The organism is Marinospirillum insulare DSM 21763 (assembly GCF_000686905.1).
GTDB lineage: Bacteria > Pseudomonadota > Gammaproteobacteria > Pseudomonadales > Halomonadaceae > Marinospirillum > Marinospirillum insulare.
This window is the reverse complement of sequence record NZ_JMLW01000007.1, coordinates 58,656-83,786: the sequence shown is the minus strand read 5'-3', so window position 1 is coordinate 83,786 and position 25,131 is coordinate 58,656. Positions and strand designations below refer to the sequence as shown.

Genomic DNA, 25,131 nt, shown 5'->3' with positions numbered 1-25,131 from the left:
GGTATCTCATCTTTTAGAAAAATAGTATTGTTTCAAAAGCCCCAGTAACCTAAACGCTTTCTTAGTTTAAGTTTACGCAATAAGTTTAATGGCTTACGTTTTAGTTTACCTAAGCCTTGCTCTAATACTTCATCAACAGCACGAAGAACGCGTTGGCTAGATTTACCATCTTTGTAACTATGAAGGTTTTTACAAACTTGCTCAGCTTCAGATAACTGTTTTGTAGCGTCTTTTGTTAGTGCTTTTAATGTAGGAAGTATATCTGATACTTTTTGTGTGTCCGTTAAAAATGGACCTGGGTTGCGTGTTTTAAATGTTATTACTGGTTTATTAAGAAACATGAACTCGTACATAATAGACGAGGTGTCGCAGATCATAATATCAGCTTGAGTCATGGCATCGTAGAGATCTGCGTCAGGCTGCAAGAAGACAAAGCTATCATCTTGCATTGTTAAGTATTTTTCGACAACATCTTGATCCATAAGGGGGTGTAGCGTGGCTATAACCTTCCAACCAGGAAGATTGGAAATACTTTTTAGTTCATCAGCCACAGCTGGCGCAGCAGTAATGGATGGTGAGAAGGTAGATGCAAAAAATAAAATTTTTGCCTGTTTTGTCTTTGGTTTGGTTTGTTCTGTTTGGCTATTAAATAATGGGTCTAACTTAGGCCAACCTGTTTTTATAACATAAAAGTTTTTATGTTTTTCTGCCAACTTGCTAAAGGTATTCGTATCGTGTTCTGCATGAGTGCAATAAAGGTCATACCAACCCCTTATGTTGAAGTGAGCGTTATTTTTGGAGTCTCGCTTATTAATGGATAGACCATGAAAAAGCATGACCTTTAACCCTGGTAAATAGTAAGGTATCCAGTCGCCAGCACCAAATATTACATCGGGTGCGAAGTCCTTCACTTCTTTTTCATTAACTAGAAGCTTTTCATTTGCTAAAAGGTTGATAGGTGTATCTTTGGTGAAAAACCAAGCTACTTCATTTCCTTCTTCCCAAATAGCTTCTTGTACAGGTCTAAAAACTGCATAGCAGTAGGCTGCATTAACAAAAAATACATAGCGTTTTTTCATACGGGTGTGTTCTTTTTTAATTTTTCTTCTTGGGTTAAGGTCCATAGTCCAGCATGTTTAGCAAAGTTGGTTTGCATGTAGTCTAATGCAACTAATAGTCCTACTCTCCCATCTAAAAAACCACCTCGTAATATGAAGATATGAAAAAAAGTCCAGTAAGACCTCAGTATAACTAATGCAAGGCTGTGGTTGCGCCGACCTCTTTCAAAATATTTTTGGCTCCCTAACCAGCCGTACTTAGCATTTTTAGCTAATGCTTCACCATAGTTTCTTACAGTGTGATGCATCAAAATACCGGGTAAACGGCTTACTTTCCCCTTTGGATGAATTACTTTTTCGTGTACTTGGTCTGGGCTAAAGCTGGAGCCTTCTCTTATAAATAAGCGTAATGGTGCCCGACCGCTGCGACCAAAACGTAACATCTTTCCATGCCTTACTACACCCCATTTAATTGTAAAGGCTACTTCTTCTATCGTTTCTTGTGTAAGCAGTTTAGCAAGTGCTTTTTGTGCCGTTGCATCTAAAGATTCATCAGCATCAATAAACAGTACCCAATCCATTTTAGCTTTTTCTAAGCAACGTTGTTTTTGTGGGCCGAAACCTGGCCAATCGGTTACTTCAACTTGGTCTGTGTACTCTCGAATAATCTCAACTGTGTTATCAGTACTGCCGCTGTCTAAAATAACTATTTCATCAGCTAGGTGTTTGACTGAATCTAAACAAGTGCGTATTCGATCAGCTTCATTTTTGGTAATGACACAAACAGAAAGTGTGTGTGTTTTTTCTTTAACCATGAATAAATACCCTTACGTTATTGATTAGCTACTTTTGTTCTAAAGCTTGATTACGAATACGCCAATCTTTAAATACTAAACAAGCTTTTTCTTGCATTACTAAGATTTCTAGTTGAGCTGTAGGCTTTGCAATAGGCGTTAAAGTTAGTTGACTAGTATCTGTCCATTGATAGTACCTTGGTTCTGTAAAGTTGGTAGCAGCACCAGCAGTACTAATAACTATGCCTTGCCCACCTTCAGTATTAATAAATGAGGTAGCTCTAGAGTTTTCAGTCGTTCTTGTATAAATATTTTTATCAGAAGTTAGTGGTACTTCTACTTCTGATAAGGAGTGCTCCCATAAGGTTGGAAAAATATCAGCATGGCTGGCCCAGATTTCAGGGTTAATAGGTTCTTTATTAAGTTTATAGTCTTTAGGTATGTAAAAAAGTAAAGGTACACCAAACTTTAGTGGCAACTGAGTATTGTCAGGGTAAGTAATAATGGAGCGACTTTGATGGTCACCTGAAGCTGCAACCAGTGTATGCGATAAAAGATTTTGTTTTTCTAAGTTTTGCAAAAAATCTCCAAGAGAATTATTGGCATACTGATAAGTTTCCAAAATAGATCGACCTAATTTAGAATCAACAGCCAGAGCGTTGCCTAGCATTTTTTCATCTAAAGCTTTAGGAATATAATGATTAGGTATTCGAAAAGGTGCATGATTAGTAACTGATAGCATTACTAACATGACTTTTTCACCTTGTTGCTCGGCAGCTTTTAAATAGTCTAAGGCGTATTTAAACATCCATTCATCATCTACACCCCAAGTGTGGGTCGTCGCTTGAGGGTAAGCATTAATAATAACCTCTCTGTCTAATACTTCATCAAAACCTTGAAAGTAGAGGGTTTTATTTAGTTGACGCCAAGCACCTGGCCCTGCGGTTAAAAATACTGTTTTATAACCTGCTTTTTTGTAGGGTAAAACTCTAGAGGTATCGTAGCTTTGGTAGCCATAAATACTTTGTGTTATTGGGGTAATAGGGCTGTCTAGTAAAATACCTTCTAAGCTTTGAAATGTGCCGTTTTCAACGGATAAAGCTTGGGGGAAATAGTCAGCTTTACCTTCTACCCAAGGACGAAGCTTGCCTAATAAGTTGTTTTTATTTGGTTCATCAAACAACATTAAATGCCGACCCCAGCCCTCCATAATTGCAAAAACAACATGGGGTGGTTTTTCTTCTACTTGGTGGTTGTAAGTTAACTTTTGCTTGAAACTGGTAATTGGCTCGGCAAAGCACTGTTCAGCTGCCTCTTGCCAGCTAGTAAAACCTAAGCTTACTAATCGACTATTGGGGTTATTGCCTAACTGGGAGTTTTCACGTTCTTTCTTTGCTAAATAGAGTGCGTAAGCACCACTGGGTACTAAATGATTTATAAAGGTGTTGTTGGAAACACTCAAGTGTCTGGACCTAAGTTTAGAAGAGCCGATACCACCGCTGGTAGCTATAACCAACACAAGAATACTGGCTAGTGTAATAGAAAAAGCTTTTTTAAACTTAAAACTAGGTGCTAAATGCTTAGCAAGTTTTATAGCAAGATAGATTTGTAAAAAACTAAAAAAAACTAAGGCAAACAATAACTTAACTGTAGGGAAGTCGGACCAAAGGGTCGCCAACACTGCTCCTGTATCGTCTTCATTTAAGCCAAATATTAACGCATTGATAGGGCTTTGGTAAAAGCTAAAATAATAATAATTTACAATGCCCAATAGGTTAAGTAACACTACAAAAACTGCTTGGTAAGCTATTGTGGTTTTTTCAAAATAACGCCAAGCCCCTGCTGATAATTTGTAAAAAGGTAGCGCTAGTAAAATTAAAATACCAGATAATGGGCCTAGAATTTTTAAATCAAAAGCTAAGCCAATACTGAAAGCTGTTAAAAGATCGTTGCTTGGTAAGCTATTTAATTTAGGTCCTAAAAAATATAGGTACAAAAGTCTAAATACACCTAAGCCTATAAGAGTGAAAATGAATATTAGCCAAGTTGATACAAGCCATTGCATCCAGCGTTGGGATAAGTTTTGCTTCATCCTAGGTTTTGCCTTTGTTTGATGGTCTTTATTGCTCAATAGATTTTAACAGTTTTGGGCTGAGTATTTTAGGGGGTAGCTTATGCCTTTTCCAGATTTTATTCATCACGGCGGTGCTTCAGGCGTTACGGGTTCTTGTCATCAGTTGGTTGCCAATGCCCAAAGCAGCTTACTAGTAGACTGCGGCTTGTTTCAAGGTGAAGATGCTGCAACTGATAGCTTCCAACAACTACAGGTTGAATTTGATTTATCTGTAGTTCAGGCCTTAGTGGTTACTCATGTGCATATTGACCATATCGGTCGTTTACCTTACCTATTAGCTTCTGGTTTTACTGGTCCAATTATTTGCAGCCAGCCTTCGGCTCTTTTACTGCCTTTAGTAATAGAAGATGCTTTGAAAATTGGTTTCACTAAAGACTCTAAAGTCATTGAGCAGTTTTTAGCACGTGTGCAAAAGCAGCTAGTACCGCTGGATTATAAACAATGGCACACCCTAGTAGATAGCAACCAACTGCACATGAAAGTGAAGCTGCAACGAGCTGGGCATATTTTAGGTTCTTGCTATGTGGAAGTGGCTTTGCACTATAAGCAAGAAAATACTAAAAAGCGTGTGGTTTTCTCAGGCGACTTAGGAGCGCCTTGGTCACCTTTGTTGCCTGCACCTAAATCACCTTATAAATGTGATTACCTAGTGCTAGAAAGCACCTATGGCGACAGGTTGCATGGTAATAGGCAAAATAGAGCCAAGCGGTTAAAAGTAGCGATAGAAAAAGCTTTAAAAAACCAAGGGTCGGTATTAATTCCTGCTTTTAGTATAGGTCGCACTCAAGAGTTACTTTATGAATTAGAAGGGTTAGTGCATAATGCTGGCGGTTTGTGGAAAGATTTAGAAATTATTGTCGATTCACCCTTGGCTGCCAAATTTACTAAGGTGTATCGCCAGCTTAAACCTTATTGGGATAAAGAAGCTCAAAGACGCTTAAGGGCAGGGCGACACCCGCTGAATTTTGAGAACTTATATACGGTTAATACGCACCAAGAACATGAAGCAACTGTCGCTTACCTAGCCAAAACAGGCAGAGCAGCGGTAGTTATAGCTGCCAGTGGTATGTGTGCTGGTGGCCGAATAGTAAATTATCTAAAAGCCATGTTAGGTGATGAGCACCACCAAGTGCTTTTTGTGGGTTATCAAGCTTCCGGAACGCCAGGGCGCAAGATACAAAAATACGGCCCTAGTGGTGGTTATGTAGATTTAGATGGTCAGCGTTATAGTATCAGAGCAGGGGTCGACACCATTACTGGCTACTCCGCTCATGCAGACCAAAAAGATTTATTGAATTTTATAAAGCGCATGCGCTACTGGCCAAAAGAAATACGTTTGGTGCATGGGCAGGAAGAAGCTAGGCTGGCAATAAAAAATAAAATTGAAGAGATATATTTTAATAAACAACAACTTATAAAAGTGATACTACCTAAGTGAATTTAGCTCGATATTATTCAAGTTTTGCAGTGTTTTTATTAGGCTCGGTAGCACTAGTAGTGCCTAGTGGTTATTCAATTGGTTTTGCACTTTTGCTTTTAGCTAGTTTTACTTTGCTTTGGCGAAAACCAGCTTTTCACTTGCAAGCAGAAGATAAACTGATAATGGCTGTAATTGCAAGTTATAGCCTGATACTGATCACTCAGCTTTTAATGGATGGTGCAAGTATACGTGAATTAGATCGACCAAGTCGTTTTTTATTTTCTTTGCCAGTTATACTGTATGTTATAGCTTACCCACCAAAATTAGCCAGTTTATTTGCTGGTTTAATTCTAGGCTCTATATTAACTGGAGGGTGGGCTGCTTGGCAAAAATTATTTTTAAATGTAGAGAGGGCAGGTGGTTATACTAATACAATTCAATTCGGTAATATCAGTATATTGCTGGGTTTTTTCTGTTTGGCTGGTCTTGGTTGGGCGAGCATTCAACCAAGAGCTAAAGCTTGGATGGCTTTGTTAGTTTTAGGTGCTCTTCTAGGTGTTTTAGGTTCTTTGTTATCAGGTAGTCGTGGTGGTTGGATAGGTTTACCTTTCTTGTTTTTTATTTTATATCGAGCCTATGGTAGGGATTTAACATTTAAAATTAAATTTGTAATATTAAGCATGGTTTTTATTTTTATTAGTGCTATTTATTTACTACCCCAAACTGGAGTTAAAGAACGTGTAAGTCAAGCTGTAGAAAATATTAGAGATTACACAGTAGGAGACAATAAACATACTTCTGTAGGCTTGCGTTTAGATATGTGGAAAGGAGCTTTAAATTTAATTTCTGAAAAACCTATCTCTGGCTGGGGTTGGGGTGGTTATAAAGAGAGAATGCAAGAATTGGTAGATGAAAAAGATTTTCCACAGTTTGCTGCAGACCACCATACTCATAATGAGTACTTAGATAATTATGGTAAACGTGGTTTGTTGGGTCTAGTTTCTTTACTGGCCTTGTATTTAGTTCCTTTTAGTTTATTTGCACGCCACTTAACTAATTCAAATATAGAAATACGTTCATTAGCGACAATGGGTGCTCTTTTGCCGGTTGCATTTATGGATTTTGGTTTAACACAAACATTCTTTTCACACAATAGTGGAGTGATGGTTTATTCGTGTTGGCTTGCAGTTATATGGGGAAGTATGCGAGCGCTCGAAAATAATAGAAAATAGAGTTGTTTAATTGTTTTTTTATAAGTTAATACTTTGGCTTTGGCTACCCGAGGTAAAACATAGCTAACCCGTTTATGTTAGTGTGCTTTTTTAGGTATCTATTGCTTGCTGCTACGAGGTTTTTTATGTCTGTTACACCCAAGTTCAATTCAGCTTTCCGTTTAATCCGCAGCGAAGCCGTTGCTTCTTTAAATATGCAGGTTCAGGAATACGAGCATATTCAAACCGGTGCTAAGCATTTTCATTTGGCAGCTGAGCAAGAAGAGAAGGTGTTTTTGGTGGCTTTTCGTACCATGCCGCAAGATTCTACGGGTGTGGCGCATATTTTAGAGCACACGGCCTTGTGTGGTAGTGAGCGTTTTCCGGTGCGTGATCCTTTTTTTATGATGACGCGCCGTTCGTTAAATACCTTTATGAATGCTTTTACCAGCAGTGATTGGACGGCTTACCCTTTTGCTAGTTTGAATAACAAAGACTTTAACAACTTGTTAGATGTGTATTTAGACGCAGCGTTTTTTTCGCGTTTAGACCCGATGGATTTTGCCCAAGAAGGCCACCGAGTTGAGTTTGCTGAGCCAAATAACCCTGAATCGGATTTGGTTTACAAGGGTGTGGTGTTTAATGAAATGAAGGGTGCAATGAGTTCACCCGTGGCTAGCTTGTGGCAAACTTTTACCAAGTATTTATTTCCTGAAACCACTTATCACCATAACTCCGGTGGTGAGCATGCTTCCATTCCTGATTTAACCTATGAGCAGTTGCGTGAGTTTTATGCCAGCCATTACCACCCCAGTAATGCGGTGTTTATGACTTTTGGTGATTTAGATGTGGCGGCTTTGCAAGAAAAAATTCACCAGCAGGCGTTAAGCAATTTTGAGCGCAGCGATATCGAGCTGAAGGTGCCGGATGAAAAGCGTTATTTTGCGCCGGTGCGGGTGGAAGAGGCTTATGCGCTAGACCAAGAAGATTTATCTAAGCAAACCCACCATGTTTTGGGTTGGTTATTACCCCGTTCGATTGATGTTGATGCTTTAATGAAGGCACATTTGTTGGAACGGGTGTTATTGGATAATTCCAGTTCGCCTTTATTAGCGGCTTTGGAATCTAGCACTTTGGGTACTGGTCCTTCGCCCTTGTGTGGTTTGGAAGATTCTAACCGTGAAATGAGTTTTGTCTGTGGTTTGGAAGGCAGTGAGCCAGAAGATGCCGCAGCGGTTGAGCAGTTAATTTTAGATACTTTGCAAAAGGTGGCTGATGAAGGCGTTGACCCGCGCAGCGTAGCGGCGCAGTTGCATCAGTTGGAATTAAGCCAGCGTGAAATTACTGGCGATGGTATGCCGTTTGGTTTGCAGTTAATTTTGGCCGGTATGTCAGCGGCAATTCACCGTGGCGACCCAGTTTCGGTATTGAATATTGACCCTGCCTTAGCAAAGCTGCGTGAAGCCGTTAAAGATGCGGACTTTATTCCTAATTTAATTCGTGAATGGTTGTTAGATAACCCGCACCGTGTTCGGGTAACTTTGCGCCCCGATAACCAGTTAACCGCTAAAAAAGATGCGGCTGAAGCGGCACGTTTAGCGGCAATGAAAGCAGAACTAACGGCGGAACAAAAGCAGGCAATTGTTGAGCAGGCCAAAGCTTTAGAAGCCCGTCAGCAGCAGGTGGATGACGATAGTTTATTGCCTAAAGTAACCCTGCAAGACGTGCCTTTAGAAATGCACCTGCCTACCGCTGAAGCTGTCGCTGCTGGCAGTGTAAAAGGCCAGTGGTTTACTGCCGGTACTAATGGTTTGGTGTATTTGCAGGCGGTGTTAGATTTGCCGCAACTGAATGAAGCTGAACAGCAGTTAATGCCTTTATTTGCCCACTGCATGACTGAATTAGGTTGTGCCGAGCGGGATTACCGAGCCAACCAAGCTTTACAAAGTGAAGTGTCGGGTGGTTTAAGTGCTTCCTTTACGGTGCGTGGCGCTAAAGAAGACGAGCAGCAGGTTAGCGGCTACTTGGTGTTATCGGGCAAAGCTTTGGCGGTGAATCAACAGGCTTTACAAGCTTTAATGGCTGAAACGCTAGAAAAAGCCCGTTTTGATGAATTGCCCCGCATTGCAGAAATTGTTGCCCAGCGTAGTTCACGTTTAGCTAATTCTATTACTGGGCGAGGCCATGCCTTAGCCATGCAATCCGCTGCAGCAAAGTTTAGCCCAGTGGCTAATTTTACCCAGCAAACTTCGGGCTTAGTGGCAATTCAAACCGCTAAAGCACTAGCGCAACAGATTAAAGCAGAAGGTGATAAGGCTGCTGCAAACACAGTGCTAGAAGATTTATCGGCTCGTTTAGTGGCTTTGCATAATAAAATTAAACAAGCACCTAGGCAGTTTTTGCTAGTCGCAGAAGCTGACCATCAGCAAGCTATGTTAGATGCTTTACAAACCCACTGGGCAAGTTTACCCGTGGCAACGACTTGGCAAGCTTTGCACTTGCCTAAAACCCGTGAGCCAGTAAAGCAGTTATGGCTAACCAGTACGCAGGTTAATTTCTGTGCTTTGGCTTTCCCAACGGTTCCCGGTGGTCATGCTGATGCAGCCGCTTTAACTGTGTTGGGTGATTATTTGCGTAATGGCTTTTTACACCGTGCGATTCGTGAACAGGGCGGTGCTTATGGCGCTGGTGCTGGGCAGGATAACGGCGATGCAGTATTCCGCTTCTTCTCTTACCGTGATCCTCGTGTAGAAGGCACTTTAGCTGATTTTTATGCTTCCTTAACTTGGCTGCAAGAAAACCCAGTTGATCAGCAAAAGCTAGAAGAAGCGATTTTAGGTGTAGTGTCTTCCATCGACAAACCCGGTTCACCCGCGGGTGATGCAAGGCAAACCTACTTTGCTAACCTCTTTGGACGTACACCCGAAAGCCGCAAAGCTTTTCGTGCCAGTATTCTAGCCGTAAAAGGTGAAGACCTAGTGCGTGTGGCAGCTGAATACTTAAAGCCTGAATTAGCCAGTGTAGCGGTAGTAACCAACGCCAAAACAGCTGAAAGCTTAGATGCCAGCTATGAAAGGTTAGAGGTGTAGTTGTATTCTTAGGCAGATGTTAGTTTTTTCAGGGCGCTTTGAAGCAATCGAGACAGCCACGTCGCTGCGCTCCTCGCAGTGACAAAATGTTCGGTCATTACGAACGAAGTGAAGTAATCTAGACTGCCACTGCATAAGGCCTCGCAGTGACGAATACGGATCATGGTGCGTCCTTTCCCGTCATTCCGAGCTTAGCGAAGCAATCTAGACCCCCACGTCGTTTCACTCCTCGCAGTGACTAGTACTAACCCAACAAGCCAGGATACAAATCAAGCCAGTTAATATTCATTGATTCAATAAGCTCAATTTTTCTTCTTCTATTTCCAGCCTTTAGCTGCTTCTCCCTAGAAATAGCGCTAGTTATATCTTCGCTGATTTCATAGTAAACCAATGTTTTAAGAGCGTATTTCTTAGTGAAGCCATCACATAACCCATTTTTATGCTCATAAACACGCTTAATTAAGTTACTGGTTACACCAATATAAAGAGTACCGTTCTTTTTATTCGTCATAATGTAAACATAACTAGACTTCATATTTCACACCCCATTACCCCGTCATTGCGAGCGTAGCGAAGCAATCCATGGACTGCCACGGCCTAAAGGCCTCGCAGTGACGAATACGGATCATGGTGCATCTTTTCCCGTCATTGCGAACTATTTCCACGTCATTACGAACGAAGTGAAGTAATCTAGACTGTCACGTCGCTTTGCTCCTCGCAGAGAGACAAAAGGTTCGGTCATTGCGAGCGTAGCGAAGCAATCTAGAGACTGCCACGTCGCTGCGCTCCTCGCAGTGACGTTAAATTGATGCTCCTCGCAGTGACGAAAGTGTGGTTTTAAGTAATATCATCTGTAAACCTAATACGCTTGGCCAGTTGCATAAAATAATCACGCGACCAGATATCTAAAACCTGCGTATCTGCAATAAAGCGTCTTACATCACTCTTGGCCGACTCTACATCCAGTTGCTCAATACGCTGAGTTAACCAAGAGCTAAACAAAGCTGAGGTTAAAGGCTCATCACCTAAATTCCCGCTTTGTCTTGCTCGCATTTCTAAATGCGTCAAATTCAACTCAGCACCCTGGCGTACATACCATTCAAAATCAAACCAATCACGGCCCTTCACTCGATTTTTCCACTGCCTAAACAGTAACGCGTGCATTTTGCCGGCATACAAATCAGGCAAACTAAAACACTTCACATACACAGAATAAGGATTCAGCAACAGCTTTTCTTCAGTGTTAAAACCCAGTGGTGGCTCAGTGTCGACCTCAAACTTGATTTTCAACACTTTCTGACCAGCTACTCTTACATCATAAATACTGGTGTTTTTCTTTAAAAAAGCCGATACCACCGCTGTTTCAACCGACTTTTCACGCGCCGAAATTTCTACCTCAAAGCCTAATGCATTAAATTCAGCGACTAAGGCATCAAAATAAGGCTCAAACGAAAAATCTGCTTGAGATTCCAGCAGCGAAAAGTCTAAGTCTTCTGAAAAACGCGGTAAGTCATAAAAAATACGCAAACAGGTCCCACCATAAAAAGCGGCTTTATCAAAAAAACCTGCCCGTACTAAACCTGCCAATGCAATCTCTTGCATTACTTCTCGTAAGGCATCATTCATATTATCGCCATCGGTCAAAGGGTATTTTTGCAGCATCTGCTCGACAACACTCATAGCAACCCCTCTAACACCTGACGCAAAGCATTAAACTGTCGCGGTTTATAACCGGAAGACGCATATCCCTCTAGCACAGCTGCATCAAAATCAACTAAAAGCTCTTCATCTATGCGTAAATCTTCAAATAAAAATGCTTCCATGGATGCTTTACCTAAGGCCTTTAAATGCCGCGTTAACAAAACCGTATCACACACCGCCTTAGTTGGACTTGCCAGCCAAAAGTGTTGATTACCGACTGCTTCAATCGTTAAACCAAGCGGAAAAAGTGCCTGCGGAATTTTAGAGTAAGAAAAGCGACCTAAGGCATTTTCCACTTCACGCCCACGCCCAGTGCAAACTGACGTCACCTCAACGACTCGCTCTGGAATTAATCCATGCCATGCCAGCGCATATTCTAAGGAAACACATGATGGCCCATACAAACGGTTGGCAATTAAAGGCAAACACAAAGCTTCTTGACGCCAAGGCGAACCCACAACATACAAGCCGCGCTTCAAAGAAATAAGTGTACCAGCGGCCAACCACTCAGAAATTTTATCATTCGGGCGTTCATAATCAGACAACAAAGGCAATAACGCACCACGAGAAAAAGGCACACCACCAAAAGAAGACAAACGTAACTCAAGCATAAGTGTTACTCTTGAATATATAATCGGAAACTATCCGATTATACACTCAAAAAATTACCAGGCTACCCACACTGTCATTGCGAACTATTTCCCGTCATTACGAACGTAGTGAAGTAATCTAGACCGCCATGTCGCTTTGCTCCTCGCAGTGACAAAAGGTTCGGTCATTGCGAACGGAGTGAAGTAATCTAGACTGCCGCGGCCTAAAGGCCTCGCAGTGACAGCAGGGCTCGGTCTTCTCGCAGTGACAAATACCACCTAACTAATCAAACCCCGCTGCCTTAAAAACAGCCTTTCCTTTAGCTCCATGAATATACCGCCAGAAGTCTTTTACTTCTTCTCTAGCATTGCCTGCATTAGTCAGCGCTATACCATGCACTAGCGCACTATGATGCTCTGCTTTTAGCTTAAGCACTTCTCTGCGCTGGCTTACTCCACCCTGCACTAAACGATTCCAAGGTAAAAAGCCCATAGGTATTTCATTTTCTTGTATTTGTGCATAAAGGTCTTGTGAGGCTGTCATGGTTTTTAAGCGTTTTTTTACTTTTTTATCTAGCTCATGGCGCTCTAACACTTCCAAGGCTGCGCGGTGGTAAACACTGTCTTCTGGCATTAAGCCTATAGCGCCTGTTTGAAGGGTGATAACACTGGTGCTGCGTACTGTTTCTCTGGGTGCCCAAAGCCCTAAGCGGCCTATAGCCAGTACTTGAGCTTGGGTTGCTGCCTTGCTGTTATATAGGCTTTGCACATAGTCCATTTCAGCACTGATTACTAAGTCAAAGGTGTAGCCATCATCGAGTAGGTTAGAATGATCATCGCCTTTACCCTGGTGGATTCGAAAGGGACTGGAATGCTCTAACTGGTAGTTATCAATCACTTTGTTTAGTACCCAGTAAAGGTCTGGGTCAACGTGAATTCTTATTAGGTTGGGGTCTTCATCTTTATTGCGGCTTTCTTTGCTTTCGGGTACATAGCCTTGGAAGTTAAACTGGCTCATGGGCAGTTTAGACTCAGAATGCATGGGGTTTGCCCAAGCGGGTAAGGCTAGGAGCAAAGCAATAAGAAGGCTGCTTAAAATTCTAAATCCGTTCGTCATCTATCTATACTTTTGTTTGTTCTAATAAAGGCTTGTAATCTTACCGTTTGAAATGTGCTTTGCCTATCGCTCTTTTGTTGTAGGGCTGTTAATCTTCCAGCCTTTTAATAGATAAATGTAAAATGGATTACCAAGAGCCCTAATGAGAACTCCTAAGCCCCTACCGCTCAGTAAATTGTACAAAGCTTGTCGCGCCAGTGATTTTAGCTTTGCTAGCACCCAGACTATTCCACCCTTAGATAGCTTTATTGGTCAAGAACGTGCGGAAGAAGCCCTGTGTTTTGCTACGGCAGTGAAGCGTAAAGGTTATAGCATTTTTGCGGTAGGTCACGATGGTTTAGGTAAGCGAACCATGGTGAGGCGTTTTTTAGAAAAGCGTGCAGCTAAGATGGAAGCGCCATCAGATTGGATGTATTTGCATGACTTTGTAAACCCACGCAAACCTTGGGCAGTGCGTTTGCCTTGTGGTTTGGGTCAGGTTTTTAAAGCCGATCTTCAAGCTTTTATTTTAGATTTAAAGCAAGCCATTCCAGCTGCTTTTGATAACGAAGGTTTTTTTGAGCGGGCTGAAAAAATTAAAGACTATTATTCTGAACAACAATCAGATGCTTTAAAAAAACTCGCCCTAGAAGCCGAGCCTTTGCAGTTAAAGTTGGTGTTGCAGTCGCCAGGTGGTTATATGTTTGTGCCGGCTGATGAAGAAGGCCAGCCCATGGAGGCGGATGCGTTTTCTGCCTTAAACGATGAGCAGCGCAAGGTGTTTCGTGAAGCCATTGAGCAGATGGAAAAAAAGTTGCGAGTGTTGTTGCGCCAGTTAGCTCAAATAGAAAAGCAAAGCCGTTTAGAGCAGCAAGCATTAAACGAAGAGGTGACTAACGATGCTTTGGGTGAGGGGTTAGAAAACTTACTGACTCAATACGCTGAATACCCACGTATAGAAGCCTACTTAAAAGCCTTACATAAAGATTTAATTGATAATCTTGCCATCTTTTTAGACCTAGATGAAGAAGATGAAGATGCCATTGCCAGTGTTTCGCCCGATAAGCGTATTCCCACCCGTTATCAGGTGAACCTAGTGATTAGCCATTCAAAAAGTGATCACGCGCCGGTTATAGAAGAAGCCTTGCCGACCCATAACAATATAGTGGGGCATATTGAAAATGTAACCTATCAGGGAACGGTAGCTACGGATTTTTCATTAATTCGCCCGGGTGCTTTGCATCGTGCTAATGGTGGCTTTTTACTTTTAAATGCTGAACGCATTTTAAGCCAACCCTACGCTTGGGATGGTTTAAAGCTAGCGCTACGCACGGGCAGCTTGCGAATTGATACGCTAGAAAGGCAGTTGTCAGTTTCGGGCAGTGTTTCGCTAGAACCTGAGCCTATTCCACTTACTTGTACCGTGGCTTTGTTGGGTGATTACGATATTTTAAATGCCTTGCAAGAACAAGACCCTGAGTTTATGGAATTGTTTAAAGTGGTGGCAGAGTTTGAAACTGAAATGCCGCGTACAGTGCCTAACCAACGTTTATATTCTCGGCTTATTTCTAGCATGGTGAATACGGAAAGCCTTTTGCCAGTGAGCAAGCAAGGGGTGATGCGCATGATTGAAGAAGCGTCTCGTATGGCAGAGCATCAGGGCAAAATTTCACTCAATGCAGCTGAGCTTAGCCATTTATTGCGTGAAGCCGACTACCTTGCCACGCGTGAATTAAAACCCTGCATTGAAGTAGACGATGTGCGCAAGGCTTTGCAAGCGCGTCGTCGCCGTGCGGGTCTTTATCCAGAACAAATGCTGGAGTCGATTACCGAAGACTTCATTATGATCAGCAGTGCTGGTGAACGTATAGGCCAGGTGAATGGTTTAACGGTGGTGGGTGGGCACGATTTTTACCACGGTCAGCCCTCGCGCATTACCGCTCGGGTACACTATGGCAATGGTGAAGTATTAGACATAGAGCGGAGTGTACATTTAGGTGGTTCTATGCACTCTAAAGGGGTGATGATTCTTACTGGCTTTTTATGTGGCTTGTTTGGTGCCGAAGATAGCCTACCCTTAGATGCTAGCTTGGTTTTTGAGCAGTCTTATGCAGGTGTTGATGGTGATTCTGCCTCTTTAGGTGAGCTGGTGTGTTTGTTGTCAGCTATGGCGGAAGTACCGGTTAAACAAAGCCTTGCAGTGACGGGTTCAATTAATCAGCTGGGTGAAGTGCAGCCCATTGGTGGAGTGAATGAAAAAATTGAAGGCTTTTTTGAAGTTTGCCAAGCACGCGGTTTAACGGGTGAGCAGGGAGTGATTATTCCCCAACAGAATGTAATGCAGCTAATGCTGCGTGAAGAAGTATTGGAAGCGGTTAAACAAAAGCAGTTTCATATTTGGGCGGTGAGTCAAGTAGAAGAAGCCGTACAGTTATTGCTAGGTTTGCCCGCTAAAAAGGTTTATGAAAAAATATCGGATCGCTTGGATCGTTTGCGTGAAAAAGACAATGATGATGACGAAGAAGATTCGAAAGATGCTAAAGAAAAAGATATTAAAGAAAAAGACACTAAAAGTGAGCCAGTAAAGAAATGATTGATGCAAAATTATTACGAACAGAATTGGATGCAGTAGCAGCAAGCTTAGCCAAGCGTGGTTTTGAACTAGATAAAGCTGCTTTTATTGCCTTGGAAGAGCAGCGTAAAACCCTGCAAGTACAAACCGAAACCCTACAAGCCGAGCGTAACGCCCGCTCTAAAAACATTGGTAAAGCTAAGGCTGCGGGTGAAGACATTCAGCCTTTATTAGATGAAGTGGCTAACCTAGGTGACAAGCTAGATGCTGCCAAGGCTGAATTAAGCCAAGTGCAAACTCGCTACCAAGATTTAATCGCTAACCTGCCTAACCTGCCGCATGCTTCTGTGCCAGAGGGTAAAGATGAAGACGACAATTTAGAAGTGCGTCGTTGGGGTGAGCAGCCTAGCTTTAATTTTGAAGTTAAAGACCATGTGGATTTAGGCGAGCAGAGCGGTTTATTAGATTTTGAAACCGCAGCCAAGCTAACCGGTGCCAGATTCAACCTAATGCGCGGCGGTATTGCGCGTTTACACCGGGCGCTGGCGCAGTTTATGTTGAACACCCAAGTGGATGAACATGGTTACGAAGAGTGCAATGTGCCGCTCATTGTGAATGCTGATAGCCTATATGGCACAGGCCAGCTACCTAAGTTTTCTGAAGATTTGTTTAAGCTAAATGTTGACCATGACTACTATTTAATTCCAACGGCTGAAGTGCCGCTCACCAATATAGCCCGTGACGGTATTCTTCCTGCTGAACAGCTGCCAGTAAAACTCACTGCGTTAAGTGCATGTTTTCGTTCCGAAGCAGGTGCTTATGGTAAAGATACCCGCGGTATGATTCGCCAGCATCAGTTTGAAAAAGTAGAAATGGTACAACTGGTTCACCCAGACACTTCTTACGCTGCTTTAGAAGAAATGGTTAGCCATGCAGAAACCATTTTACAAAAATTAGAACTTCCCTACCGTGTATTAACGCTTTGTACGGGCGATATGGGCTTTGGTGCGACTAAAACCTATGACCTAGAAGTGTGGGTGCCTAGCCAAAATACCTACCGAGAAATTTCTTCAGTGTCTAACTGTGAAGATTTCCAAGCCCGCCGAATGCAAGCGCGTTTTAGAAACCCAGAAACCAATAAGCCAGAGCTTTTACACACATTAAATGGTTCAGGCTTGGCAGTAGGGCGCTGCTTAGTGGCAGTGATGGAAAACTACCAGCAAGAAGATGGGCGGATAAAAGTACCTGAAGTGCTTAAAGGCTATATGGGTGGCGTGGACTACGTTTAAGGTTAAGGTGTAAAGGTTTAATTTTGCATCTTGCTGCTGGTGTTGTAGACTCTGACTAGGGTTTCGATAGGTTATACAGGAGTTTGAAATGAGCTACAGTGCTTTCAAAACTGGTTTTTTAAGTGTGTTTGATCCCTTTAAACCTGCTCCAAAACGCTCAACAAATACTGCAGAAAATAAAACTAAGGTATTCGATGGGGAGTTTTCTGAAGTTGTAAAAGCAGAGTCTTTGATGCACAGAGCATTTGAAAGAGCCTTATGCGATGCCAACAAAACGAACTCGTAATCCTTCTAGAAATAAACAGAAAGAATCAACTGTTCAACATAGGGTTGAACAGTTTTCTGGTCCTGTACCCCACCCTGATATTTTAAAAAAGTACGATGAAATAGTGCCTGGGCTAGCCGAAAGGTTAGTTAGTATGGCAGAGGACTCAATGCGTGCTGAAGTTAAGCTAAAGTCTAAAGCGGTCGAAGTTCGCGAGCTAGAGATAACTTCTCGTGATAGGCAAGAAAAACAAGAACATACTGACTATAGGCTAGGTGTTTTAGTAGCACTACTCGTTGTGTTTTTGTTTTTGGGAGTTGCTGTTTATGCAATTTCAGAAGGTGCTTACTATTTAGCCACTGCTGTTATAACAGCATTAGCAGGTATTATTTGGTCTGTACGTCGATCGAATAAGACTAACTAATTAACTATGATTTACAGCTTATAAATTACCGGTTAAACCATACTTAACGTTTGAGCGATAACAACACCCACAAAAAGCAGGTTAGTGATTAGCGAGCATTTAACTATGACCGGTAGCATAGGCGCTATTTGAGCAGGTTTAGAGGTTTTCCAAATGGCTCTTCCGTGTTGAATAACCACCACTAAACTTAGCAAAAAAGGTAGGCTTATCCAGAGTGGCTTGTCTTGGCTAACTAGGTAGCTGGTAAAAGCTAAAATTGCACCGGCTAATAATGCAAAGTGGTATTTTTTGGCTTTTCTTTGCCCTAGGCGTACCGCAAGGGTGTACTTTCCACATTCTGCATCATTTTCTATATCCCGCATATTATTCACATTCAACACTGCAACAGCCATGAGGCCGCAGCCAATACTGGGTAGTATCAGGCTGAAATCTAGCTTGCCAGTTTGTAGAAAACAGCTGCCTAGCACCCCGAGTAAACCAAAGAAGATAAAAACTGATAAATCACCTAGGCCAACATAGCCATAAGGACGCTTGCCAACGGTATAGGCAATAGCGGCGGCAATGGCTAACACACCTAATAGCATAAAAACTAAGATGTTTTCTAATGAATCTAGGGCATAAAAAATAAGTGCTAAGCCAGCCAGCAGGGTAAGTACCAGATTGATAATAATAGCATTGCGCATGGCGGCAAGGTTAACCGCGCCTGATTGTAAGGCACGTATAGGGCCAAGGCGTTGTGCATTGTCGGTACCTTTGACTGCGTCGCCATAGTCATTGGCTAGGTTAGAAAGTATTTGAAGTAGCGTGGCAGTAACTAGCGATAAACAAGCGACAGGCCAAGAAAACTGACCACCAGCAAAAGCTAAAGCACTACCAGTTAAGATAGAAACTAACGCTAGGGGTAGGGTTTTGGGGCGGCTAGCACTGAGCCAGATAAGTAGAGAGTTTTTCATGCCAAGTCCTTTAGGTAAGAAAAGTATTATACATCAGCCACTGGTTTTGTTCCGTGTTATCCGTGGCTAAAGGTTTTGGGTAAGCTTAATACTAAGCCACGGGGTTTAATCCGTGACTTAGGGTTTATTTTATTGGTTGATAAGTTTGCGTAGTACGTAGTGAAGGATGCCACCGTGGCGGTAGTAGTCGAGTTCGTTGCTGGTATCAATTCGGCAGCGAGCGTTTAGGGTTTCTACTGTGCCATTGTTACGAGTGAGGGTTAGGCTAATTAGCTGCCCGGCTTCTAACTGGTTAAGTCCGCTGATACTAAAGCTTTCTGTACCATCTAGTTTAAGGGTTTGACGGTTTTGACCTTCAACAAACTCTAGCGGTAAAACACCCATGCCCATTAGGTTGGAACGGTGAATACGCTCGTAAGATTCAGCAATCACCGCTCTTACACCCAGCAGTAAGGTGCCTTTAGCGGCCCAGTCGCGTGAGGAGCCGGTGCCGTATTCTTTACCTGCTACAACAACCAGAGGGCGGTCTTCTTCTAGGTAGCGCATAGCAGCATCGTAAATGGCTAATTGCTCGCCTGAAGGGTAATGACGGGTTTCGCCTCCTTCTATACCGTCTAACATTTCATTTTTGATACGCACGTTAGCAAAGGTGCCGCGCATCATCACTTCATGGTTACCGCGTCTTGAGCCATAGCTATTAAAGTCGGCTATATCAATACCTAATTCCTGTAAGTAACGACCTGCTGGGCTGGAAGGTTTTATACCACCTGCTGGTGAAATATGGTCGGTGGTGACTGAATCGCCCAAAATAGCTAACAGGGCTGCGTTGTCTATATCTTTTATAGGCGCAGGTTCACGAGTTAAACCGGTGAAGAAAGGTGGGTGTTTAATATAGCTAGATTCTGGCCAGGTGTAGGTTTTATCTTGAGGTATTTGGATATTCTGCCAGCTGGCATCGCCATCAAATACGGCAGCGTATTCTTTTTGGAACATTTGGCTAGTCACATGACTGGTGGCTTGGGCTATTTCAGCATTGCTAGGCCAAACATCTTTTAAGTAAACCGCTTTACCTTCTGGGTTATAACCTAGGGGTTCTTGGCTGATATCTAGGCTAATGTTGCCTGCTAGTGCGTAGGCGACCACTAGGGGTGGTGATGCGAGCCAGTTGGTTTTAACCAATGGGTGAATGCGCCCTTCAAAGTTACGGTTTCCTGAAAGCACTGAGGCAACGGTGAGTTGTTGTTCTACTAGGGCTTTTTCTATTTTGGGGTCAAGTGGTCCTGAATTACCTATGCAGGTAGTGCAGCCATAACCTACTAGGTTGAAGCCTAGCTGATCTAAATAGGTGTCTAATCCGGCAGCAGCTAGGTAGTTGGTAACTACTTTAGAACCAGGGGCAAGAGAGGTTTTGACCCAAGGCTGAACTTGGATACCTAGTTCGACAGCCTTTTTAGCCACGAGTCCTGCGGCCAACATAACACTGGGGTTAGAAGTGTTGGTGCAAGAGGTTATTGCGGCAATGACCACTGCGCCTTCTTCTAGCTCTGACCCCGTCGCTGCCTGAGCACCACCTTCGGCTTGTAGGTCTTGGTCGGCATCACTGACTGCAATTTGTTCACTGAGTAGTTGCTGGAAGGTGTTTTTAACTTGGCTTAGTGGCACTCGGTCTTGGGGTCGCTTAGGCCCTGCTAGGCTGGGTTCTACACTGCTTAGGTCAAGCTGTAAACTGCTGCTGAAATTCGGTTCGACATCTGGGTTGTGCCACAGCCCTTGAATTTTACAGTAGCTTTCGACTCTAGCTATCACCGCTGGGTCGCGACCCGTTAGTTTTAAGTAGTCTAGGGTGACCTGATCAACTGGGAAGAAGCCACAAGTTGCACCGTATTCTGGTGCCATATTGGCTAGGGTGGCACGGTCGGCTAAAGGCAGTTCAGCTAAACCTGGGCCATAAAATTCAACAAACTTTCCTACCACGCCATGCTGGCGCAACATTTGAGTCACGGTTAAAACTAGGTCGGTTGCGGTAATGCCTTCGGGTAGGCTGCCCAGTAATTTAAAGCCAACCACATCGGGAAGCAGCATGGATATTGGCTGGCCTAGCATGGCGGCTTCGGCTTCGATACCTCCCACGCCCCAACCTAAAACACCTAAACCGTTAATCATGGTGGTGTGAGAGTCGGTACCTACTAGGGTGTCTGGGTAAATAACAGTTTTACCGTCTACTTCTTGGCTCCAGACACTTTGGGCCAGGTATTCTAGGTTAACCTGGTGACAAATACCTGTACCGGGTGGCACCACACTAAAGTTGTTGAAGGCTTGTTGGCCCCAGCGTAGGAAGGTGTAGCGTTCGCCATTACGCTGCATTTCTATATCAACGTTTTTCTGAAAGGCAGCTTCGCTAGCGTATTCGTCAACCATCACTGAGTGGTCTATCACTAGGTCGACTGGGGTGAGGGGGTTAATTTTTTCTGGGTTGTCGCCAAGTTCAGCCACGGCTGCGCGCATGGCGGCTAGGTCTACTACACCGGGCACGCCGGTAAAATCTTGCATTAATACTCTGGCTGGGCGAAAAGCAATTTCTTGTTTCTTGCCATCAACAATGTTTTGGATATCTTCTGGAGTGATGGTTTTGCCATCTTCAAAACGTAACAGGTTTTCTAAAAGAATTTTTATTGAAATAGGTAGGTGGTCTAGTTTGCCATAGGTCTTAGCAGCTTCGGCTAGGCTAAAGTAGCCATAGGATTGCTGACCAACATCTAAACTAAGGAAGCTTTTAGCGTTTAAATTCATCTTTCTGCTCCTAGTGCACTTTGCGAGTAAGGTATTCAGTCTAGCTGAAATTTAAAGAAGTAATAAGTGGAGTTAAATCCCCAGCAAAATTAAGGCTTAAAGGCTTGATCTTGACTAGCAGTAAACGGATAATGTTTGAAACAGTTGTTTAACTTGGAGCAGGCATGGCACAGTCCGACACCGTTGTTCGTATTCTTGATACCGCTGAGGCACTTTTTGCAGAAAAAGGGTTTGCTGAAACTTCACTTAGGGCGATTACTAGCCGCGCTAAGGTGAATTTAGCTGCGGTGAACTATCACTTTGGTTCTAAAAAGGCGCTGATTCAAGCCGTTTTTGCGCGCTATTTAGATCCGTTTTGTGAGGAGTTTAATCAAGAGTTGGCCATTTTAGAAAAAAAATCTGAGGTGTCGCTCGAAGAACTCTTAGAAGTTTTAGCGCGTTGTACTATCAGTGTGCCAGCCACTAAGGGTAGCTTGTCGGTCTTTATGCGTTTACTCGGTTTAGCTTATACCCAAGCGCAGGGTCACATGCGACGTTATTTACAAGAGCATTACGGGCAAACTTTTCTACGTTTTACTAATTTACTTAAGTTAAGCTCCGCCGATTTACCTGATGCCGAGCGCTTTTGGCGTATTCACTTTATGCTGGGGGCGGTAGTTTTTACCATGTCTTCTTTAGATGCCTTACGCGATATTGCTTTAAGTGACTATGATGAAAAAACCCGTATTGCCGATTTGGTTGCTCGTTTATTACCTGTGGTGACTGCTGCGATGCAAGCACCGGTTCCTGAGCAGCCAGAGCTAGTAAAGCAGTAAGTTATGTTAACTAATCGTTTACCTAGTGCTGAGTGGTTAAGGGTTGATACTGCTAATCAGGTTTTACATTGGTTATCTGCTAAGAATCAAATACTTCAATCTTGGCCAGTGGCGACAGGTTTAGCTGGGCTAGGCGAGCAAGAAGGCAGTGGTTGTACTCCGCGTGGCTGGCATAGAGTAAGAGCAAAAATAGGTGCCGGTGAAGATGCAAGGGCGGTGTTCCGAGGTCGTCGTCCTACCGGTGAGACTTGGTCACCTGAATTAAACGAGCAGTTTCCTAATAGGGATTGGATTTTAGGCCGTATTTTATGGCTGTGTGGTGAAGAGGTGGGCTTTAATCGGGGTGGCCAGGTGGACACTCAACGGCGCTTTATTTATTTGCATGGCGTGCCAGCTACTAAGCCGTTAGGTGTGGCTGCCTCGGCTGGCTGTGTGAATTTACACCCTGAGGCTATGTTAGAAGTGTTTGACTTGGTGCCGGTGGGCACCAAGGTTTTGATTGAGTAGTTATTAGTTAAATAGAGGCTAATTAACGCGCTCTAACCAGCCGTGTTTATCTTCTGCCTCACCCCACTGAATAGCGTTGAGGGTTTGGCGTAGTTTCACTACGGTTTGGCCTATACCGCCGTTACCTACAGGGTATTCTTTGCCGTTATGAATCAGTGTGCCAACGGGGGTAAGAACAGCAGCAGTACCTGAAAGAGCAGCTTCACAGCCAGGCTTGGCGGCACGTTCTAGTAGTTCGGTCACCGTTAGCTGGCGTTCAGACACTTGCATACCTAAGTCTTTAGCTAGGGTTAAAATGGTATCGCGAGTTACACCATGCAAAAAGCTTTCATCTAAGGCTTTAGTAATAATTTCATTGCCATCAATCAGCAAAAAGTTAGCAGCTCCGGTTTCTTGTACATCGCCATTAGGGCAAAAAAGCACCTGGTCAGCTTGGACTTCTTGTTTAGCTTTCATAATGGGTTGTAATGCACTGGCGTAGTTACCACCGCTTTTAATCATGCCCATGTGAGGTGCACAACGCATACCGTTTTCTTCTAATAACAAGCGAAGTGCTTGATCGCCACCTGCAAAATAGTCACCCACTGGGCTAACTAATACATAAAAGCAAGAGGTTTCTGAGGGTGCTGCGGCCTTGCCAACGGCAGCTTCAGTACCGATATGGGTGGGACGAATATAAAGAGAACCAGGGGGTGCAGGAACTTCATCAGCAAAACGAGCAGCGGTTTGTTTAATCATGTCTGCTGCTATTTTAAGGTCTAGCTCGGGTAGAGTTAGTAGGCGTGAACTTTGTGCCATACGCTCTAGGTTTTTGTCCATACGAAAGATATTGACCGAACCGTCTGCATGGCGAAAAGCTTTTAAGCCTTCAAAGCAGGTGCTGGAATAGTGAAGCACATGAGCGCCAGGATGAAGCGTTAGGCGATCGCTGGGTACCATTTCTACTGGGCTCCAGTTCTTGCCATCAAACCAAGTGATTGCCATTTCAGGCATAAAAACTGTACCAAATGCCGTTGCCATGCTGTGTGTTCCTTAAAAAATTACTGTTTGCTAATTAGATGCCTAGGTCGTTCATTAGGTCATCGTGTTGAGTGTTTGATGAGCTATCGCTGCTGGGTTGGTTCGTTTGGCGCTTAGTGCTAGCAAGAATATCATCAGGGTTTTCTAATTCGGCTTCGTCAAAGTCGTGCAGTTTAATAAATTCAGTTTTATCCATGGATAGCTCTAGATAAAAAATATTATTTTGTGCTGTATTAAAGGTAACACGACGTGACTGGGGTTGGTCTAGCGTGGTGTTAACAGAAATTTGTACCTGTTTGTTAATCGCCATCATCTTAGGTTGGCTTTGGGTGATGGAGGTTTTTAATTGGTGGCGAATTTTATTAGTAAAGTCACCCACAATTTGGTTCATGATTTCGCCCATCACGTTACCTACTTCATCGGCAGTATGAAAAAGGGCTAGCTCATTTTCTGGCATGCCCATGCTCAACAGGTAACTACGGTAAATTTCCATCGCTGACTCTGCAGTGAAGTTGATAATCACTAGGCCTGAAAAACCACCATCAAAGAGCACAAAACAGCCGATATCTGGACGTAGGCAGGTTTTGTTGATTTTTTGAACCATAGGCGAGTATTCAACACCAGGGTTACCAGCATTGTTTAATACTTCATTAACTGAGTGGCAAAGAATAATCAGTACTTCTTCAGTGGTGATTGCACCAGAACGTCTGGCAGTAGCAAGTTTGGTCACAGTAAACCTCAAGTATTAGATGTTTATTATTGGCATTATCTTACTCAGTTTTTTCTTTAAATTCACATAGATCTTCAATTATACAACTAAGGCAGCGGGGTTTGCGCGCCACACAGGTATAACGCCCATGCAAAATAAGCCAATGGTGAATGTCTTTTTTAAACTCAGCAGGTACATGGCGAAGTAGTTTTTGCTCAACTTCATCTACGTCTTTACCCTTGGCTATGCCAGTACGGTTACTAACGCGGAAAATATGCGTATCAACGGCTATGGTGGGCTGACCAAAGGCAGTATTTAACACCACATTGGCGGTTTTTCGGCCGACACCGGGTAGGGCTTCCAATGCTTTGCGCGTGGCAGGCACTTCTCCGCCGTGTTTATCTACCAAAATATGGCAGGTTTTCATTAGGTTGGTGGCTTTGGTATTAAACAGGCCAATGGTTTTTATGTAACTTTTTAAGCCTTCCAAGCCTAAATCAATAATGGCTTGGGGGGTATTAGCAACAGGGAAAAGTTTATCAGTGGCTTTGTTTACCCCTACATCGGTGGCTTGTGCCGAAAGAAGTACCGCTGCAAGGAGTTCAAAATTATTACTCCAGTTAAGCTCAGTGGTTGGGTTGGGGTTAGCTTCCCTTAAACGGCTAAAAATTTGGTAACGTTTGTCTTTATTCAT

At 43.2% G+C, this 25,131-nt stretch carries 21 protein-coding genes; 9 read left to right on the top strand and 12 right to left on the bottom strand.

Annotated features, from left to right (window positions below; genetic code table 11):
* Positions 1–32 precede the first annotated feature (32 nt).
* From BP27_RS0104080 to BP27_RS0104070, 3 genes are read right to left on the bottom strand one after another with little or no spacing between them, the layout of a single operon-like run.
* Positions 33–1,079: a CDP-glycerol glycerophosphotransferase family protein gene (locus BP27_RS0104080; RefSeq protein WP_036239347.1), complete on the bottom strand. Its 1,047-nt coding sequence runs from the start codon at positions 1,077–1,079 to the stop codon at positions 33–35.
* Positions 1,076–1,873, bottom strand: a complete 798-nt coding sequence (locus BP27_RS0104075) for a glycosyltransferase family 2 protein (RefSeq protein WP_027850464.1) — start codon at positions 1,871–1,873, stop codon at positions 1,076–1,078. Before BP27_RS0104075 ends, BP27_RS0104080 begins: the two co-directional genes overlap by 4 nt.
* A gap of 28 nt (positions 1,874–1,901) precedes the next feature.
* Positions 1,902–3,944 carry an LTA synthase family protein gene (locus BP27_RS0104070; protein ID WP_027850463.1) on the bottom strand — a complete coding sequence of 681 codons (2,043 nt, stop codon included), beginning with the start codon at positions 3,942–3,944 and terminating at the stop codon, positions 1,902–1,904.
* Between the two features lie 82 nt (positions 3,945–4,026).
* On the opposite strand from BP27_RS0104070, the gene BP27_RS0104065 reads away from it, so the two are divergent.
* From BP27_RS0104065 to BP27_RS0104055, 3 genes are all read left to right on the top strand, one after another.
* A complete protein-coding gene (locus tag BP27_RS0104065) occupies positions 4,027–5,424 on the top strand; it encodes an MBL fold metallo-hydrolase RNA specificity domain-containing protein (protein ID WP_027850462.1) in 1,398 nt (465 codons plus the stop codon).
* The gene (locus tag BP27_RS0104060) at positions 5,421–6,638 is read left to right on the top strand and encodes an O-antigen ligase family protein (RefSeq protein ID WP_027850461.1); all 1,218 of its coding nucleotides are present in this window, start codon (positions 5,421–5,423) and stop codon (positions 6,636–6,638) included. The genes BP27_RS0104065 and BP27_RS0104060 overlap by 4 nt, the downstream gene beginning before the upstream one ends.
* 125 nt (positions 6,639–6,763) lie before the next feature.
* Positions 6,764–9,706, top strand: a complete 2,943-nt coding sequence (locus BP27_RS0104055) for an insulinase family protein (RefSeq protein WP_027850460.1) — start codon at positions 6,764–6,766, stop codon at positions 9,704–9,706.
* 244 nt (positions 9,707–9,950) lie between these two features.
* Here BP27_RS0104055 and BP27_RS0104050 read toward each other — a convergent pair whose 3' ends face one another.
* The 4 genes from BP27_RS0104050 to BP27_RS0104035 all read right to left on the bottom strand — a co-directional run bounded on the left by BP27_RS0104050 (position 9,951) and on the right by BP27_RS0104035 (position 13,114).
* Positions 9,951–10,241 carry a GIY-YIG nuclease family protein gene (locus tag BP27_RS0104050; RefSeq protein WP_027850459.1) on the bottom strand — a complete coding sequence of 97 codons (291 nt, stop codon included), beginning with the start codon at positions 10,239–10,241 and terminating at the stop codon, positions 9,951–9,953.
* A 302-nt stretch (positions 10,242–10,543) separates the two neighbouring features.
* A complete protein-coding gene (locus BP27_RS0104045; protein ID WP_036239346.1) occupies positions 10,544–11,386 on the bottom strand; it encodes a nucleotidyl transferase AbiEii/AbiGii toxin family protein in 843 nt (280 codons plus the stop codon).
* The gene (locus BP27_RS15150; RefSeq protein WP_051610275.1) at positions 11,383–12,018 is read right to left on the bottom strand and encodes a type IV toxin-antitoxin system AbiEi family antitoxin domain-containing protein; all 636 of its coding nucleotides are present in this window, start codon (positions 12,016–12,018) and stop codon (positions 11,383–11,385) included. The genes BP27_RS0104045 and BP27_RS15150 overlap by 4 nt, the downstream gene beginning before the upstream one ends.
* A 262-nt stretch (positions 12,019–12,280) precedes the next feature.
* Positions 12,281–13,114: a substrate-binding domain-containing protein gene (locus BP27_RS0104035; protein WP_027850457.1), complete on the bottom strand. Its 834-nt coding sequence runs from the start codon at positions 13,112–13,114 to the stop codon at positions 12,281–12,283.
* Between the two features lie 142 nt (positions 13,115–13,256).
* Here BP27_RS0104035 and BP27_RS15145 point away from each other — a divergent pair, with 142 nt between their 5' ends.
* The 4 genes from BP27_RS15145 (at position 13,257) to BP27_RS0104015 (ending at position 17,643) form a co-directional block, all read left to right on the top strand.
* A complete protein-coding gene (locus BP27_RS15145) occupies positions 13,257–15,686 on the top strand; it encodes a Lon protease family protein (protein WP_051610272.1) in 2,430 nt (809 codons plus the stop codon).
* Positions 15,683–16,954, top strand: coding sequence for a serine--tRNA ligase (gene serS / locus BP27_RS0104025; protein ID WP_027850456.1), 1,272 nt, complete (start codon positions 15,683–15,685; stop codon positions 16,952–16,954). Before BP27_RS15145 ends, serS begins: the two co-directional genes overlap by 4 nt.
* An 88-nt stretch (positions 16,955–17,042) precedes the next feature.
* Entirely contained in the window at positions 17,043–17,240 is a 198-nt protein-coding gene (locus BP27_RS0104020; RefSeq protein WP_027850455.1) for a hypothetical protein, read from the top strand.
* Positions 17,218–17,643, top strand: coding sequence for a DUF2335 domain-containing protein (locus tag BP27_RS0104015; RefSeq protein ID WP_027850454.1), 426 nt, complete (start codon positions 17,218–17,220; stop codon positions 17,641–17,643). Before BP27_RS0104020 ends, BP27_RS0104015 begins: the two co-directional genes overlap by 23 nt.
* Positions 17,644–17,675: 32 nt before the next feature.
* Here BP27_RS0104015 and BP27_RS0104010 read toward each other — a convergent pair whose 3' ends face one another.
* A complete protein-coding gene (locus BP27_RS0104010) occupies positions 17,676–18,596 on the bottom strand; it encodes a 1,4-dihydroxy-2-naphthoate polyprenyltransferase (RefSeq protein ID WP_027850453.1) in 921 nt (306 codons plus the stop codon).
* A gap of 129 nt (positions 18,597–18,725) precedes the next feature.
* Positions 18,726–21,386 (bottom strand): aconitate hydratase AcnA, encoded by a 2,661-nt coding sequence (gene acnA / locus BP27_RS0104005; RefSeq protein ID WP_027850452.1) that lies wholly within the window; start codon positions 21,384–21,386, stop codon positions 18,726–18,728.
* 164 nt (positions 21,387–21,550) lie between these two features.
* Here acnA and BP27_RS0104000 point away from each other — a divergent pair, with 164 nt between their 5' ends.
* On the top strand, positions 21,551–22,201 hold the full coding sequence (locus BP27_RS0104000; RefSeq protein WP_027850451.1) for a TetR/AcrR family transcriptional regulator: 651 nt from the start codon (positions 21,551–21,553) through the stop codon (positions 22,199–22,201).
* Positions 22,202–22,204: 3 nt separating this feature from the next.
* Positions 22,205–22,708 (top strand): L,D-transpeptidase, encoded by a 504-nt coding sequence (locus tag BP27_RS0103995; RefSeq protein ID WP_027850450.1) that lies wholly within the window; start codon positions 22,205–22,207, stop codon positions 22,706–22,708.
* Between the two features lie 18 nt (positions 22,709–22,726).
* Here the strand turns inward: BP27_RS0103995 and BP27_RS0103990 are convergent, their stop codons facing one another.
* The 3 genes from BP27_RS0103990 to nth are packed head-to-tail and all read right to left on the bottom strand — an operon-like array spanning position 22,727 to position 25,131.
* Positions 22,727–23,728 carry a branched-chain amino acid aminotransferase gene (locus tag BP27_RS0103990; RefSeq protein WP_027850449.1) on the bottom strand — a complete coding sequence of 334 codons (1,002 nt, stop codon included), beginning with the start codon at positions 23,726–23,728 and terminating at the stop codon, positions 22,727–22,729.
* A 34-nt stretch (positions 23,729–23,762) separates the two neighbouring features.
* Positions 23,763–24,458, bottom strand: coding sequence for a DUF3334 family protein (locus tag BP27_RS0103985; protein WP_027850448.1), 696 nt, complete (start codon positions 24,456–24,458; stop codon positions 23,763–23,765).
* A gap of 40 nt (positions 24,459–24,498) precedes the next feature.
* Positions 24,499–25,131, bottom strand: coding sequence for an endonuclease III (gene nth / locus BP27_RS0103980; protein ID WP_027850447.1), 633 nt, complete (start codon positions 25,129–25,131; stop codon positions 24,499–24,501).